General features: G+C 70.5%; 14 protein-coding genes. 6 read left to right on the top strand and 8 right to left on the bottom strand.

All coding sequences use genetic code 11. The features are described from left to right. Window positions 1-3: 3 nt before the first annotated feature. The 8 genes from FE633_RS35705 to zapE form a co-directional block, all read right to left on the bottom strand. The gene (locus FE633_RS35705) at window positions 4-786 is read right to left on the bottom strand and encodes a peptidyl-tRNA hydrolase (RefSeq protein ID WP_425473270.1); all 783 of its coding nucleotides are present in this window, start codon (window positions 784-786) and stop codon (window positions 4-6) included. Window positions 787-871: 85 nt separating this feature from the next. Continuing rightward, window positions 872-1057: a hypothetical protein gene (locus tag FE633_RS35700; RefSeq protein WP_138049318.1), complete on the bottom strand. Its 186-nt coding sequence runs from the start codon at window positions 1055-1057 to the stop codon at window positions 872-874. 116 nt (window positions 1058-1173) lie between these two features. Further along, window positions 1174-2547, bottom strand: coding sequence for a PhoX family protein (locus FE633_RS35695; RefSeq protein WP_138049317.1), 1374 nt, complete (start codon window positions 2545-2547; stop codon window positions 1174-1176). Between the two features lie 93 nt (window positions 2548-2640). Continuing rightward, window positions 2641-3654 carry a slipin family protein gene (locus FE633_RS35690; protein ID WP_246113982.1) on the bottom strand — a complete coding sequence of 338 codons (1014 nt, stop codon included), beginning with the start codon at window positions 3652-3654 and terminating at the stop codon, window positions 2641-2643. Window positions 3655-3901: 247 nt separating this feature from the next. Next, on the bottom strand, window positions 3902-5347 hold the full coding sequence (locus tag FE633_RS35685; RefSeq protein WP_138049348.1) for a SulP family inorganic anion transporter: 1446 nt from the start codon (window positions 5345-5347) through the stop codon (window positions 3902-3904). Window positions 5348-5397: 50 nt separating this feature from the next. Next, the gene (locus FE633_RS35680; protein WP_138049316.1) at window positions 5398-5988 is read right to left on the bottom strand and encodes a carbonic anhydrase; all 591 of its coding nucleotides are present in this window, start codon (window positions 5986-5988) and stop codon (window positions 5398-5400) included. Between the two features lie 149 nt (window positions 5989-6137). Then, entirely contained in the window at window positions 6138-6632 is a 495-nt protein-coding gene (locus tag FE633_RS35675) for a hypothetical protein (RefSeq protein ID WP_138049315.1), read from the bottom strand. A 209-nt stretch (window positions 6633-6841) separates the two neighbouring features. Further along, the gene (gene zapE / locus FE633_RS35670; protein WP_171060254.1) at window positions 6842-7936 is read right to left on the bottom strand and encodes a cell division protein ZapE; all 1095 of its coding nucleotides are present in this window, start codon (window positions 7934-7936) and stop codon (window positions 6842-6844) included. A 37-nt stretch (window positions 7937-7973) separates the two neighbouring features. Here zapE and FE633_RS35665 point away from each other — a divergent pair, with 37 nt between their 5' ends. The 6 genes from FE633_RS35665 to FE633_RS35640 all read left to right on the top strand — a co-directional run bounded on the left by FE633_RS35665 (window position 7974) and on the right by FE633_RS35640 (window position 14404). Further along, window positions 7974-8780 carry a pyrimidine reductase family protein gene (locus FE633_RS35665; RefSeq protein WP_138049314.1) on the top strand — a complete coding sequence of 269 codons (807 nt, stop codon included), beginning with the start codon at window positions 7974-7976 and terminating at the stop codon, window positions 8778-8780. A gap of 72 nt (window positions 8781-8852) precedes the next feature. Continuing rightward, window positions 8853-9326, top strand: coding sequence for an indole-3-glycerol phosphate synthase (locus tag FE633_RS35660; protein ID WP_171060253.1), 474 nt, complete (start codon window positions 8853-8855; stop codon window positions 9324-9326). 243 nt (window positions 9327-9569) lie between these two features. Then, window positions 9570-10958, top strand: coding sequence for a UDP-N-acetylmuramate--L-alanine ligase (gene murC / locus FE633_RS35655; RefSeq protein WP_138049313.1), 1389 nt, complete (start codon window positions 9570-9572; stop codon window positions 10956-10958). Window positions 10959-11019: 61 nt separating this feature from the next. Then, window positions 11020-11427: a peptide-methionine (R)-S-oxide reductase MsrB gene (gene msrB, locus FE633_RS35650; protein ID WP_138049312.1), complete on the top strand. Its 408-nt coding sequence runs from the start codon at window positions 11020-11022 to the stop codon at window positions 11425-11427. An 80-nt stretch (window positions 11428-11507) separates the two neighbouring features. Continuing rightward, window positions 11508-14012 carry a DUF4132 domain-containing protein gene (locus FE633_RS35645; protein WP_138049311.1) on the top strand — a complete coding sequence of 835 codons (2505 nt, stop codon included), beginning with the start codon at window positions 11508-11510 and terminating at the stop codon, window positions 14010-14012. Next, window positions 14012-14404, top strand: a complete 393-nt coding sequence (locus tag FE633_RS35640; protein ID WP_138049310.1) for a hypothetical protein — start codon at window positions 14012-14014, stop codon at window positions 14402-14404. The genes FE633_RS35645 and FE633_RS35640 overlap by 1 nt, the downstream gene beginning before the upstream one ends. Window positions 14405-14442 lie beyond the last annotated feature (38 nt).

Genomic DNA, 14442 nt, shown 5'->3' with positions numbered 1-14442 from the left:
CGGTCACGCGCCCCGCAGTGCCGGATGGTCGGCGACCACCGTGCAGGAGCCCGGTGCGATTTCCGTGAAGCCCGCGTCGCGTACCAACGGGAGGCCGCTCGTGGTGAGTTGGGACCAGTGGGTGGGCGTCGGGGTGCGGACGGCGAGGGGGAAGCCGGCGTCGCGCCAGGCCGCTCGGGCCTCGTCCGGGAGTTCCCACCACGCCAGTTGGGCGCCATGGCCTGCCTGGGCCATGGCCTTGCCGGCCGACATGTCGACATCGGGGCTCAGCCACAGCACGGGGGCCGTGGTGTCGGCGTCCGCCGGTGGTTCCGGGTCGTCGAGGTCCGTGCCGGAGACCTGGAGGCGGGCCAGGTCCTTCGGCCAGCCGTTCAGGGGGACGGGAGGAAAGACACGTACCTCCGCGGACTTCCCCGTCACTGTGATGCCGGGCAACGACTCGGCCCGCCGCCACTCGGCGCCACGCGCCCGCCGCACCACCTTGCGGATCCGGGCGTCCTGCCAGTCCCGCACGGCCTGCGCCCAGTCGCCGTCCCCGAGCGACCGTTCGTCGCTGAGCATCACCAGAACCGCGCGGGCCGCGGTTTCGAGAGCGTCCGTGCGTGCCGGGGGCTCGTTCCGCTCGATGCGGACCACGAGCGGCAGCACGAACTGCGGTGCCTCGTCACGGGTGGTTGCCTCGTGGCGAAAGGGGCTGTCCTCGGTACGGGGCCCGCCGCCATGGGGGTCCCCGCTGTTCGAGCGAAGCCGAGAACTTGGGGGAGTGATCGTCTCGTCGCTGCTCACGCCGTCCAGTCTGCCAGGCGGAAGATCGGTTCCGCTGCGCGGCGTCGACCTCACGCTCCGCACGCTCACCACACGCCGGACCTGATCACCCCGAGCAAGCGGTGCGCTCCGCCTCCCGCCACTCGCAGACGGGGCAGAGCGTGATCCCCTTGTACGACTCCGGGTACTCGGTGGGCTCGCGGCACAGGACGCACTCGGCGAAGGGCGGGCCGCCGTCGGGCGGTGGCCCCGGCGCCCCGGTGGCGCGGCGCTCGCTCATCTCTTCGCTCATGACTCCAGCGTAGGCCGGTGGGCCGGCAGCGGGGCAGCGACGGATGCGGACCTGCCCAGGCCGGTCGGTCGGTCCGGCCTGGGCAGTGGTGTCCTTGGATCCCTTGGATCGCAGTGCTACCTGTGCCAGGGGCCCGTCACCGCGAACGTCGTGCCGGGCGTGTAGCAGTTCACGTACATGGTCCTGCCGTCGGGGGAGAAGGTGACGCCCGCGAATTCGCCCCACTCCGGCTTTTCGGGTGTTCCGATGTTCTGCCGGTTGCGCGCCATCGCGTACACCTCGCCGCGCCGTGTCACGCCGAAGACGTGCTGCGCGCCCTCGCCGTCCTCGCAGACCATCAGGCCGCCGCTGGGCGCGAGACAGATGTTGTCCGGCTCCTCGCCGGGCAGCTGTACGTCGGTGTCGGGGCCGAAGACGATCACCAGGGTGAGTCGGCGCGCGCCCGGGTCGTAGCGCCAGATCTGGCCGAAGTGGTCGGCGGCCGACCCCTCGGCACTGCGGGCGAAGGACGAGACGAAGTACACGCTCTTCCCGCCCCAGTAGCAGCCCTCCAGCTTCTGGGCGTGCGTGATGCCCTTGGGGCCGAAGTCCTGCAGACGGATGGGGGTTTGGGCCGCGAGCGGGTCCGGTACGTCCACCCACTCGATGCCGTCGAAGGTGGCGCCCGTCTCCTGGATCGTGGAGAGGTCCGGTACGCCCGGCACGCGCATCGCCTGGAGCCGCCCACCCGCGCGGAGCGAACCGCGGCCGCCCTCGGGCTTCTTGGGCAGGAACCGGTAGAACAGGCCGAAGGGCTTCTGGAAGGCGTCCTCGGTCTCGTAGACGATGCCGTGCCGCGGATCGACGGCGATCGCCTCGTGCTGGAAGCGGCCCATCGCGGTCAGCGGTACGGCCCCGGTGCGGTGCGGGTCGGCCGGGTCGACCTCGAAGATGAAGCCGTGGTCCTTGGTGTAGCCGTTCGTTCCGGCCTTGTCCTCGGTCTCCTCGCAGGTCAGCCAGGTGCCCCAAGGGGTGGGCCCACCCGCGCAGTTGACGGCCGTCCCGGCGATCGCGACGCGTTCCCCGAGTACCTTCCCGCGCTCGTCCAGCGTCAGCGCCGTACAGCCGCCCTTGCCCATCGGGTCGTAGGTGAGCCCCTCGACCGTCGGGACCTGGAACTTCGCGGTGACACGGTTCTCGTGGTTGCGTACGAGGTGGACCCGGCGGTGTCTGCCGACAGAAGCCCCGGCGAAGGCGGCCATGCCGTCGTGGTTGCTGGGCACCGGGCCCTCACCGGATCGGAGCTCGTCGCCCTCACGCGACAGCACCCGGTAGCGGAAACCTTCCGGCAGGTCGAGCAGGCCGTCCGGATCGGGAACGAGAGGGCCGTATCCGGTGTGGCCCAGCGCCGCTGCCGTGCCGGCGAAGAGTTCGGACAGGGCCCCGGAGAACGCGATGCCCGCTCCCAGGGCACCGGAACGGGCGAGCATTTGCCGTCGTGTGGCGGACATGGAGCAGCCTTCCTGTTGGCGGACAGGATGTTGACCCGCCTGTGTGTATCACGTGGTCCGGACGACGTGAACCACGCGCGTAGCGTGGCGCTCTCACTGATCGTCGGATGACGTGGACGGTGGGGGAGTCAAGGGGCTGACCTGATCCTCCGTGACCGGTTCTTCGATGACCGGTTCCTCCACGATCGGTCCCTCCACGGCCGGTTCCTTGAGGACCGATTCCTCCACGGCGGGTTCCTTGAGGACCGATTCCTCCAGGACTGATTCCGCCAGGGCCGATTCCGCCAGGGCCGATCCGTCCGCGCCGGCCCGCTGCTTCCCGCCCGGCGGCTGGTCGGTCTCCAGCCCCTGGTGCGCCCGTTCCAGGAACCGCAGCAGCTCCACCGGGAAGGGCAGTACGAGGGTCGAGTTCTTCTCGGCTGCGACGGCCACCACCGTCTGCAGAAGGCGGAGTTGGAGCGCGGCGGGCTGGTCGGACATCACTCCGGCGGCCTGCGCCAGCTTCTTCGACGCCTGGAGCTCCGCGTCGGCGTTGATGATCCGGGCACGGCGCTCACGGTCGGCCTCGGCCTGCCGGGCCATCGACCGCTTCATCGTCTCCGGCAGCGACACGTCCTTGATCTCGACCCGGTCGACCTGCACGCCCCAGCCCACCGCCGGACTGTCGATCATCAGCTCCAGGCCCTGGTTGAGCTTCTCGCGGTTCGACAGGAGGTCGTCGAGGTCGCTCTTGCCGATGATCGAGCGCAGCGAGGTCTGCGCCATCTGCGAGACCGCGAAGCGGTAGTCCTCGACCCGGATGACCGCGTTGGCCGCGTCGACCACCTTGAAGTAGACCACCGCGTCGACACGCACCGTGACATTGTCCCGGGTGATGCCCTCCTGGGCGGGCACGGGCATCGTCACGATCTGCATGTTCACCTTGCGCAGCCGGTCGACGGCGGGGATGATCATCGTGAAACCGGGCGGGCGCGGCTCTCCGCGCAGACGCCCGAGGCGCAGGACCACACCCCGTTCGTACTGCTTGACGATCCGTGCCGCCGCCGAGAGGTACACCAGCCCGGCGATACCGGCCGTCACGCCCGCGGCCACCAGCTCCTCAACCATGATGACGACCCCCTGCCCTTCGCGCTGCCAGAGCTGTCGTTCGAGTCGCCGAAATGTCCGACTGTGAACTTGTTATCACAATATGCCTGGCCTAAGGCTCTGGTCGAGCCTCGGGCCAGGTGTGGGGCGGGTGCCGCGGCGGGAGCTCAGGGCGGGCCCGCCAGGAGATCAGGGCGGGCCCGCCAAGGGCTCTGGGCGAGCCCGCCAGGAGATCGCCCTGAGTCCCGGGGTGACTACGGCGTGGTGACTACGGCGTGGTGACCTTCACCGGCTCGGTCGCGCTGTGCCGCTCGGCCCAGTTCTCCAGGGCGGTACGGCAGGCGTGGTCCAGGTGATGCAGGCCGGACATGTCGAGCTCCACCGGCCGGTCCTGGGGCAGCGACTCCAGGTTGTCGAGGATCTTCGGCAGCCGCAGGAAGGTGGCGTTGCCGGACAGGTACGCCTGCACCGGCCCCGCTCCCTTGTCGATGACCTCCAGCTTGATGTGCGAGGCCTCCCAGGCCGTCTTGGCGATCGCCAGGCCGAGCCCGATCAGGACGCCCTCGAACATGTTCACCGCGACGATCGACACGGCCGTGACGACCAGGATCAGCGCCTCGCCCCGGTGCTCGCGCCACATCGCCGCGATCTCCCGCAGCGGAATGAGCTTCCAGCCCGCGTGGACCAGGATGCCCGCGAGCGCCGGCAGCGGAATGTAGGCGAGCGCGGCCGGCAGCAGGACCGCGAACAGCAGCAGCCATGCGCCGTGCATCACCCGGGACGCCTTGGTCCGCGCCCCCGCCTGGACGTTCGCCGAGCTGCGCACGATCACGGCGGTCATCGGCAGGGCGCCGAGCATGCCGCAGACGGTGTTGCCCGCGCCCTGGGCCATCAGTTCCTTGTCGTACTCGGTCCGCGGCCCCTCGTGCAGCCGGTCCACGGCGGCGGCGCTGAACAGCGACTCCGCCGAGGCGATCAGGACGAAGGCCGCGACCGTGCCGAGCACCGCCACGTTCCCCAGCTCACCGAAGGCATCCATCCCCGGCGGCTGGAGCGAGCCGAGCAGACCCTGTACCTCGACGGTCGCCACCGGCAGTCCGAACACCAGCGTCACGAGCGTGGCGAGCGCGACCGCGGCGAGCGGCCCCGGCACCGTACGCACCCGCTTCGGCAGGCGCCTCCACAGTACGAGTACGGCGATGGTGCCGGCTCCGAGGCCGATCGAGGCCAGCGCCTCGGCGGATCCGGCGGCATCGGCGAGCATCCCCGGCAGTCCGCCCAGCTTGGCCAGGCCCGAGGCGGGTGCTTCCATGCCCGCCACCGAGTAGAGCTGTCCCGCGATCAGGACGAGCCCGATGCCGGCCAGCATGCCCTCGACGACGGCCACCGAGATGGCCCGGAAGTAACGCCCCAACTTCAGGGCACCCATGAGGACTTGGATCAGACCGGTGGCCAGCACGAGGACACCGAGCACGGGCAGCCCGAACTCGCGTACGGCCTCGAAGACCAGCACGGTCAGACCCGCGGCCGGACCCGAGACCTGCAGGCTGCTGCCGGGCAGGAATCCGGTGACCAGTCCGCCCACGATGCCGGTGACCAGGCCGAGTTCGGCCGGTACACCGGAGGCGACCGCCACGCCCACGCACAGCGGCAGGGCGACGAGGAAGACGACGAGTGAGGCGGCGAAGTCCTGCCGCAGATGAGGGAACTTCATCCGGTTCTCTGAGAGGTTCGAGCTGTTCACGGAATCGCTCATCGGGGCGCTCACAGCGTCGTGAAAGCGTCGGAGTGCACGTCATGGGCCAGTACGGATCCGGTATGGATCTCGTAGAACCAGCCGTGCAGGCGGAGTTGCCCGTCTGCCAGACGCTGGGCCACGCACGGGTACGAGCGGAGCCGCAGCAGCTGGGTCAGTATGTGGGCCTGAACGGCGTCGGTGACGGTCGGGTCCTCGACCGTGCCTTCCGGACGGGGCGTCGCGTGCGCGAGCCAGTCGCGCACGGCGGGCACGGCGGTCAGGTCCTCGTCGCGTACCAGCGCGCCGACGGCGCCGCAGTGGGAGTGGCCGCAGACGACCACGTCGCTGACGCCGAGCACCTCCACCGCGTACTCGATGGTGGCCGCCTCGCCCGTGGGCTGCCCGGAGGCGTACGGGGGGACGATGTTGCCCGCGGTGCGCAGCTCGAAGAGTTCACCGGGCCGGGCTCCGGTGAACAGGGCCGGGACGACCCGGGAGTCGGAGCAGGTGATGAACAGGGCCTGCGGGGACTGGCCTTCGGCGAGGCGGGCGAACTCCTCGGGGCGTGCAGCGGACTGCTTGCCGAAGGAGCGTGCGTGATCGATGAGGGGCTGCATGTGTCAGTTCCTCCTGGCGCGCCTTGATGGCGCGTCGGTGTACAAAACAGAGCGCATGCGGGCACGCCGACAGGACCCCCACGTCGACGCGCTCGGCGGACGTGGCGTGGTGAGGGTGGGTCGTGGTCGGCTGGCGCCCGACGGTCACATCAGCAGCGGAAAACCTGAAGTGCCGCTGTGGAGTGGGCAGCTGATGATCTGGTGGTACGGAGCGACGCGGCGCCCACCGTGTGTGAAGTGTCCCCGTCGGCGATCGTGGGATCCCGGGTCAGCAGCGGGCGCGTGGGCGTCTGTGGAGCGGAGTCCGCGGAGCGCTGCCGGTCGCGGACCCGGAAGGGCGGCGTCTTGCCGTCGAGGTGCTTGTCCGTACCGCAGCTGACCGATTCGGTGTTGACCGAGCTCTTGGTCGCGGCGTCGGCCGCGCTCTCGGTCTCCGTGCCGACCTTGTTCTCGGTGCCGACCGTGCTCTTGATCCTTGCGGCGTCACGGACGGCCTGTGTCTCAGGTGCGGTGCGGTCCTCGGACGAGATGACGTGGGTGGGGTGTGCGGACGCGAAGGAAACGGTGGGAGCGAAGAGTTGCAGGGCCAGTAGGACGGCGGCGAGTAGGACGCTCTGCGTCCGGGCCGTCGTGCCTCGTAACATGTGCCCCCTCTCGGTCGCATCCCATCAAGACTTCTCTCGTCAACACGTAGGTTAACCCGGGAAGTTGTTTGCAGGGTTAACTTAACGTTTCACCCTGAAGAGAACCTGAAGCAGGCTGAAGGAAGCTGAAGCGGGGCCCGGGGGCCCGGGGGTCCCGAAGCGAGGGCGTGCGGGTGGTCCGGGCGATCCAGGTGATCCGATCCGGGCGATCAGCCCTTCACCAGCCCCTTGGCGTCGCGTGCCAGCGCGGTGAGCCGCGAGATCGCCCGGAAGTACTTCTTCCGGTAGCCGCCGTTCAGCATCTCCTCGCTGAACAACTGATCGAAGGGCAGCCCCGAGGCGAGCACCGGCACTTCGCGGTCGTACAGCCGGTCGGCGAGCACGACGAGCCGCAGCGCGGTCGACTGGTCCGGGACCGGCTGCACGTCCGTGAGGCAGACCGCCTTGAGTCCGTCGGTGAGCGCGCCGTACCGGCTGGGGTGGACCCGGGCGAGATGATCCAGCAGATGCGGGAAGTCGTCGAGCGAGGCGCCCGCGGTGGCGTACGCCGCCTTCGTGACCTGCTCGTCGGAGTACGGCGCGGGGGCCTCGGGCAGCCCGCGGTGGCGGTAGTCCTCGCCGTCGATGCGCAGTGCACGGAAGTGTGCCGACAGACCCTGGATCTCGCGCAGGAAGTCGGCCGCCGCGAACCGGCCCTCGCCGAGCTTGCCGGGCAGTGTGTTCGACGTGGCCGCGAGTGCCACACCCGCCTCGACCAGCTTGCCCAGCAGGGTGGACACGAGGACGGTGTCGCCGGGGTCGTCGAGCTCGAACTCGTCGATGCACAGCAGGCGGTGGTCGCTCAGCGTCCGTACGGTCTGCTGGAAGCCGAGCGCGCCGACCAGGTTCGTCAGCTCCACGAAGGTGCCGAAGGCCTTGAGCGCGGGCTCCGCCGGGGTCGCGTGCCACAGGGAGGCGAGGAGGTGCGTCTTGCCGACGCCGTAGCCTCCGTCGAGGTAGACACCGCGGGGGCCGGCCGGCCGGCTCTCCGGCTTGCGGGAGAACCAGCGGCGCTTGCCGGCACCGGTGGCGTGCGCGCCACCCAGACCGGCCGCGAAGTGGTCCAGCACCGTGACGGCCTCGGTCTGGCTGGGCTGGTTCGGGTCCGGAATGTACGTGGCGAAGCGGACGGAGTCGAAGCGCGGCGGCGGCACCATCTCGGCGACCAGCCGGTCCGCGGGGACGTGCGGCTCACGGGCGCACAGGGACAGCGGGGACTCATCGGCTATCGGGTCGGTCGCGGAGGCGGCGGTGGAGGTGGGCACGGTTCCCCACTCTACGGGCCGTGCAACACTGCACGATATGCGACGCCTGTTCCCTGTGACCGACGAGACAGTGGCCGGGGCCTCCGGCGGGGCCCGCGGCAGGGACGCGCCGGACGACGCCACGGATCGTGGGTGGGGCCTGGAGGAGCTGGCCGAGGCCTACGCCTATCCCGACGTCCACGAACCCTGGCTGCGCGCCAACATGGTCTCCACGCTCGACGGCGCCGCCCAGCACGAGGGTCACTCGCAGCCCATCTCCAGCGAAGCCGACATGCGGATCTTCGGCACCCTGCGAGGGCTCGCGGACGTGGTGCTGGTCGGCGCGGAAACGGTACGCCAGGAGGGATACCGTCCGGCACGCGCGCGTGAGGCTTTCGCCGCGCTCCGGGAGGCGGCCGGGCAGGGGCCCGCGCCCGCCATCGCCGTGGTCAGTGCGAGCCTCGACCTGGACTTCGCGCTCCCGCTGTTCACCTCGCCCCTGGTGCCCACGCTGCTGCTCACGGGAGCCGCCGCCGCGCCCGACCGGATCGCGGCCGCCGAGAAGGCCGGCGCCCAGGTGGTGATCGCAGGGGACGGCATGGGTGTGGACCCCGCGCGGGCCGTACGCGCACTGGGCGACCTCGGTCTGCGTCGGCTGCTGACCGAGGGCGGGCCGCGCCTGCTCGGCCAGCTGGTCGCGTCCGAGGTCCTGGACGAGCTCTGCCTGACGATCTCCCCGATGCTCACCGTGGGCGACGCGCAGCGCATCGCCGGAGGGCCCGCGCCGGCCGTACCCAAGAGGTTCGAGCTGGTCTCTCTGCTGGAGGAGGCCGGGTTTCTCTTCAGTCGATACCGTCGAACCTGACAAAACGGACCTGTCGCTACAGACCTACTGCTACGGACCTGTCATTACGGACCTGCCGAAGGGGCGCCTGTCGTGTTCACAAGCGTATTGATGATCGAGAAGGCCCTGACGTCCGCCGACGTGGAGTTCGTCACCACTTTGCACGGGGACGAGGAGGTCGCCTTCCATGTGCTGCTCCAGCCCCGCGGCGACCAGGCGGACCGGCTGCTGCGGGCCATCGACGACGTGGCGCTCGGCGAGCTGGACGAGGCTGCCCGCGAGCGCGAGACCCCGGAGGGCGAGGAAGCGGCCGGCCAGGGGCAGCAGGCCCTCGAAGTCTCTCTGGTCGCCCTGCGCGCCTCGGGCAGCCAGGCCGAGGGGCGGCTCATCGAGGACCACCCGCTGGACGCGCTGAAGTCCCTGGTCGACGAGAGTGACGCCGACGAGGTGATCGTGCTGACCGACCCTCACTACGTGGAGGAGTTCTTCCACCGGGACTGGGCCTCGCGGGCGCGCCACAAGGTGGGCGTACCGGTGCTGAAGCTCTTCTCGCACAGCAAGGTGTAGCGGTGGCGCTGCCGCTGGGCTGGGCCGTGGGCGACGTGGGCGCTGCTGTGGTTCGTTGGGTGCGGGATGTGTGTGGCTGGCCGCGCCCGCGCGGCGGAGCCGCACATGTCACAGCCCCGCGCCCCTTGCGGGGCGACCCGCGCCGCGTGCGTGGGCGGTCGCCCCTCGGCACGGAATAGGGTGGGGGCGCGCTCTTTCCACGAGCGCCAGCCTCGTCGTATCGGATCTTGGGGAGAAACACGCATGGCAGCCGGCCTTCCTACCGCCATGGACCGACCGCACTTCATCGGCATCGGCGGCGCCGGAATGTCGGGCATCGCGAAGATCCTCGCCCAGCGTGGGGCCAAGGTGGCGGGGAGCGACGCCAAGGAGTCCGCGACGGCCGAGGCGCTGCGGGCACTGGGGGCGACTGTGCACATCGGGCACGCCGCGGACCATCTGGCCTCCGACGCCAGCTGCGTCGTCGTCTCGTCCGCGATCCGCGCCGACAACCCCGAGCTGGCCCGTGCCGCCGAGCTCGGCATCCCGGTCGTCCACCGTTCGGACGCCCTCGCCTCGCTGATGCACGGCCTGCGGGCGATCGCGGTGGCGGGCACGCACGGCAAGACGACGACGACCTCCATGCTCGCGGTGTCGCTGTCGGAGCTGGGGCTGGCCCCCTCCTACGCGATCGGCGGCGACCTGGACGCGCCCGGCTCGAACGCGCTGCACGGTGAGGGCGAGATCTTCGTCGCCGAGGCCGATGAATCGGACCGCAGCTTCCACAAGTACGCGCCCGAGGTGGCGATCGTGCTCAACGTGGAACTGGACCACCACGCCAACTACGCGTCCATGGACGAGATCTACGAGTCCTTCGAGACGTTCGTGGACAAGGTCGTGCCGGGTGGCACGCTGGTGATCGCGGCGGACCACGAGGGGGCGCGCGAGCTGACGCGACGCGTCACGGCCGGTGGCGTCAGGGTGGTGACGTACGGCGAGTCCGCGGACGCCGACGTACGCATCCTCTCGGTCACCGCCCAGGGTCTGAAGAGCGAGGTGAAGGTCCTGCTGGACGGCGCCGAGCTGACCTTCGGGGTCTCGGTCCCCGGCCGGCACTACGCGTACAACGCGGTGGCCGCGCTGGCCGCGGGCGTGGCGCTCGGCGTGCCGGCGGCCGAGCTGGCGGTGTCGCTGGGGGCGTACACGGGCGTCAAGCGCCGTCTCCAGCTCAAGGGCGAGGCGGCCGGCGTGCAGGTCATCGACTCGTACGCGCACCACCCGACGGAGATGACCGCGGACCTGGAGGCGATGCGGGCGGGTGCCTCCGGCCGCATCCTGGTGGTCTTCCAGCCCCACCTCTTCTCCCGCACCCAGGAGCTGGGCAAGGAGATGGGCCAGGCGCTGTCCCTGGCGGACGCTTCGGTCGTCCTGGACATCTACCCGGCGCGCGAGGACCCGATCCCGGGTGTGACGAGCGAGCTGATCATCGAGGCGGCGAGGGCCGCGGGCGCCGACGTGACGCCCGTCCACGACAAGGCGGACATCCCTGCCGTGATCGCGGGAATGGCCGAGCGGGGTGATCTCGTTCTCACCATGGGCGCGGGTGACGTGACGGACCTGGGCCCGCGGATCCTGGACCGCCTGTCGGCGTGAGCGACGGGCGAAGCAAGCGACTGCCGAAGTAACCGTCCGCCGAAGGAAGGGGCTGGGCTTCATGTCGTACGACGTCGAAAAGCCGGACGAGCAGTGGCGGGCGGAACTGACCCCGGCCGAGTACACCGTCCTCCGCAAGGCGGGCACGGAGCCCGCCTTCACCGGCGAGTACACCGACACCAAGACGAGGGGCGTCTACTCCTGCCGTGCCTGCGGCGCCGAACTCTTCACCTCGGAGACGAAGTTCGCGTCCCACTGCGGGTGGCCCTCCTTCTACGACCCCAAGTCCGCCGACACCGTCGAACTGATCGAGGACCGCTCGCACGGGATGGTGCGGACGGAGGTGCGCTGCGCCAGGTGCGGCTCCCACCTGGGCCATGTCTTCGAGGGCGAGGGCTACCCGACGCCGACGGATCAGCGGTACTGCATCAACTCGATTTCGCTGCGCTTGGTCGCGGACGAGGAGTGATGGACCCGGAGATCACATGAACAGACGCGAGGATCCTTCGGGCTGATCGCATTGTCAGTCCCCTCTGCCATCATCCCGCCATGCTGTACGACGCCTTGGTGGCCGAATCCCGTAGGAACGACTCGCTCGACGACGTGAGGTCCGCCGCGCTCGACCGCGTCCGCTGGCTCGTCGACCTCCTGGAACGTCAGCGGACCGAGTTCCGGCGGTCCATGGGGCACGAGCACCGGCGATCCAGGGCGGCGGGCGCGGCGACCCAGGCCGAGATCGACGGGCGGCTCGCGGCCTGCGCGGACGAGGAGGGCAGGGCCGCGGTCCTGTGCCTCATGCTGGCCGCCCGCTTCGACAACACGAGCTATTGGCAGTACGACACCGAGATCGAGCCCCTGATCTCACGGGTGCGCGGCTGGACGCCCGACGAGGTCGCGGTGATGCTGCTCCGCGCCACCGAGTACGCCATGGGCTACCGGTTCGCCCATTCGCTGGGCCTCGTGCTGAACGCCGCCGACCAGCTCGACGCCGACGGCCGCCGTGCGGTCATGCCCTGGCTGCGGCACGCACACACGGAACTCATGGACACCACGGTCGAGGCGCGCCTGCGCGCGTCGCTCGTCCAGCGCCTCCGCGCGCTGCTCGCGAGCGTGGACGAGGCGCACATCCCCGAGGGACTGATCCCCGCCGACGCTCTCTGGGCCTCCGCGCTGAGCGACCGCGCGAAGACCTCGCCGACGCCGGAACTGGCGGGCTTCGTACGGCACTTGGCAAGCCTGTCGGGTCCGCGTCCCGCGCAGAGGTGGCGGCGGACGTGCCTCGAACTCGCGGAGGCGGCGTCGGCGCGGGACCTCGTGGCCGACGTCCTGCGGGCGCTGGCCGGGGACGATCCGCTGTGCAGCAGGGGAAGCGGTGCGCACACCGGCCGGCTCCAAGCCGATTACCACTACCACTACGTCGTCCACCAGAACGACGGGGACCTGGCGCGCGGCGTCGTCTGGGCGGCCGCGCTGACGGGCGGCCCGGCCGCGGTGCAGCACCTCGGCGCGCTCGCTCTGCGGACCGGCGGCCTCGGAACCGGCGTGGTCGAGGACCTCAAGCTCGCGGGCGCGGCGATCAACGCGCTGGCCGAGACGGGCGATCCGGCCTCTCTGGAGGCCCTGTGGCGGCTGCAGTCCCGGATCAAGCACCGGGCTCTGCGCAAGCAGCTCGACACCGCGCTGGTGACGGCGGCCGGGAAGCAGGGCATCACGGCGCAGCAGCTCATCGAGCGCAGCGTGCCGGACCACGGCCTGGCGCCGGACGGCTCGCTGGAACGGGACTTGGGCGGACACCGGGTACGGCTGGCGATCGATGACGCGGCGACCGTGCGGCTCACCTTCACGCGCCCCGACGGGGCGACGTCCCGCACGGCTCCGGCGGCAGTGAAGGACGGCTTCCCGGACGAGCTCCAGGAGCTGAAGGCCCTGGCCAAGGAGGTGCGGGGGACACTGTCGGGTGAGCGGGCCCGCGTCGAGGCGCTGATGTCGGCCGGACGCGAGTGGCCGTACGACGAATGGTGCCGCTACTACCGCGACCATCCGGTCACCGGGGTCCTCGTCCGCGGCCTGATCTGGGAATTCCGATACGTCGAGGATGCCGACGACGAGTGGCGTGCGGTGGCACCGATGGCCGAGCCGCCCGGCCGGCCCGAGCGCGTCCGGTTGTGGCATCCGATCCGGGCGTCGACGGACGACATCAGGGCGTGGCGGGAGCGGCTCGTCGCCGAGCGGCTGCGGCAGCCGTTCAAGCAGGCCTTTCGGGAGCTCTACCTGCTCACCCCGGCGGAGGAGGAGACCGGCGTCTACTCCAACCGGTTCGCCGCCCACATCGTCCACTACCGGCAGCTCTACGCGCTGTTCAAGGAGCGCGGCTGGCAGGCCAACTTCCTCGGCCGGCACGACGGCGGTTACGACGGGAAGGCGCGGGCCGACTTCGGCGACGGCGAGTGGCGGGCCTGCTTCCACCACGAACCCGCCGCGGACGACGACGGCAGCTACGCGCCCGAGCACGCCGCGACGGACCAGGTCCGCTTCGAGCGGCGGGACGGCCGGCGCCGGCGGGAGGTTCCGTTGGCCGAGGTGCCCCCGCTGGTGTTCAGCGAGGCGATGCGGGACGTCGATCTGTTCGTGGGCGTGACCTCGATCGCGGCGGATCCCGAGTGGACCGACCGGGGCGAGGACCGCCATGCCGCGTACTGGCGGACGGCCACGTTCGGTGCGCTGACGGCGAGCGCCGAGGTCCGCCGCGAGGCGCTGGAACGGATCCTGCCGCGCCTGAAGATCGCCGGCCGGTGCTCGCTCGACGGCCGCTTCCTGATCGTCCGCGGCGATCTGCGCACGTACAAGATCCATCTGGGCTCGGCCAACATCCTGATGGAGCCCGACGACGCCTACCTGTGCATCGTCCCGTCCCGCGGCAAGGGCGCCGGCAAGATTTTCCTGCCGTTCGAGGACGAACGGCTCTCCCTGATCCTCAGCAAGGCATTCCTGCTCGCCGCCGACACCAAGATCACCGACGAGACCATCCTCACGCAGATCAAGCGAGGTGCCTGATGGCCACCGTGACGTTCCGGGACGAGACCGCGACGGGCAAGCCGGTCACCGAGTGGGAGGTCGCCGGGCTGCCGGAACGGATGACCGTACGGGAGCTGATCAGGCTCCGGGTCCGCGAGGAGGTCACCCGGCACAACGCCCGCCCGAGCGATTGCTTCAACGGCCTCGTCCGCCCCGACGACGCCGAGGCGGAGCTGAACGGCTACCGTCTCCGCGAGCCCCGCCGCATCGACGGGGAGCGCCAGGCCGAGATCGCCGAACGCGCCTTCCTGGCCAACGGGTTCTTCGTGCTGGCCGGCGATCGCCAGGTCGAGGACCTCGACGAAGTCGTGGATCTCACGATCGATCCCGACCTGGTCTTCATCAAGCTCGTCGCCCTCGTCGGCGGCTGAGAGTCCGGATTCCTGTGGGTGCCGTGGCCGTCTCTCGC

Origin of the sequence: Streptomyces montanus, from assembly GCF_005786655.1 — a bacterium.
GTDB classification, from domain to species: Bacteria; Actinomycetota; Actinomycetes; order Streptomycetales; family Streptomycetaceae; genus Streptomyces; species Streptomyces sporangiiformans.
This window is presented reverse-complemented; position numbering and strand designations above follow the sequence as displayed.

Excerpts from the sequence above, each read along its gene's own strand:
- FE633_RS35675 (WP_138049315.1), bottom strand. The coding sequence starts at position 6,632 with ATGTTACGAGGCACGACGGCCCGGACGCAGAGCGTCCTACTCGCCGCC.
- FE633_RS35640 (WP_138049310.1), top strand. The coding sequence starts at position 14,012 with ATGGCCACCGTGACGTTCCGGGACGAGACCGCGACGGGCAAGCCGGTC.
- FE633_RS35690 (WP_246113982.1), bottom strand. The coding sequence starts at position 3,654 with ATGGTTGAGGAGCTGGTGGCCGCGGGCGTGACGGCCGGTATCGCCGGG.
- murC (WP_138049313.1), top strand. The coding sequence starts at position 9,570 with ATGGCAGCCGGCCTTCCTACCGCCATGGACCGACCGCACTTCATCGGC.
- FE633_RS35685 (WP_138049348.1), bottom strand. The coding sequence starts at position 5,347 with ATGAAGTTCCCTCATCTGCGGCAGGACTTCGCCGCCTCACTCGTCGTC.
- msrB (WP_138049312.1), top strand. The coding sequence starts at position 11,020 with ATGTCGTACGACGTCGAAAAGCCGGACGAGCAGTGGCGGGCGGAACTG.
- FE633_RS35665 (WP_138049314.1), top strand. The coding sequence starts at position 7,974 with ATGCGACGCCTGTTCCCTGTGACCGACGAGACAGTGGCCGGGGCCTCC.
- FE633_RS35700 (WP_138049318.1), bottom strand. The coding sequence starts at position 1,057 with ATGAGCGAAGAGATGAGCGAGCGCCGCGCCACCGGGGCGCCGGGGCCA.
- FE633_RS35645 (WP_138049311.1), top strand. The coding sequence starts at position 11,508 with ATGCTGTACGACGCCTTGGTGGCCGAATCCCGTAGGAACGACTCGCTC.
- FE633_RS35695 (WP_138049317.1), bottom strand. The coding sequence starts at position 2,547 with ATGTCCGCCACACGACGGCAAATGCTCGCCCGTTCCGGTGCCCTGGGA.
- FE633_RS35680 (WP_138049316.1), bottom strand. The coding sequence starts at position 5,988 with ATGCAGCCCCTCATCGATCACGCACGCTCCTTCGGCAAGCAGTCCGCT.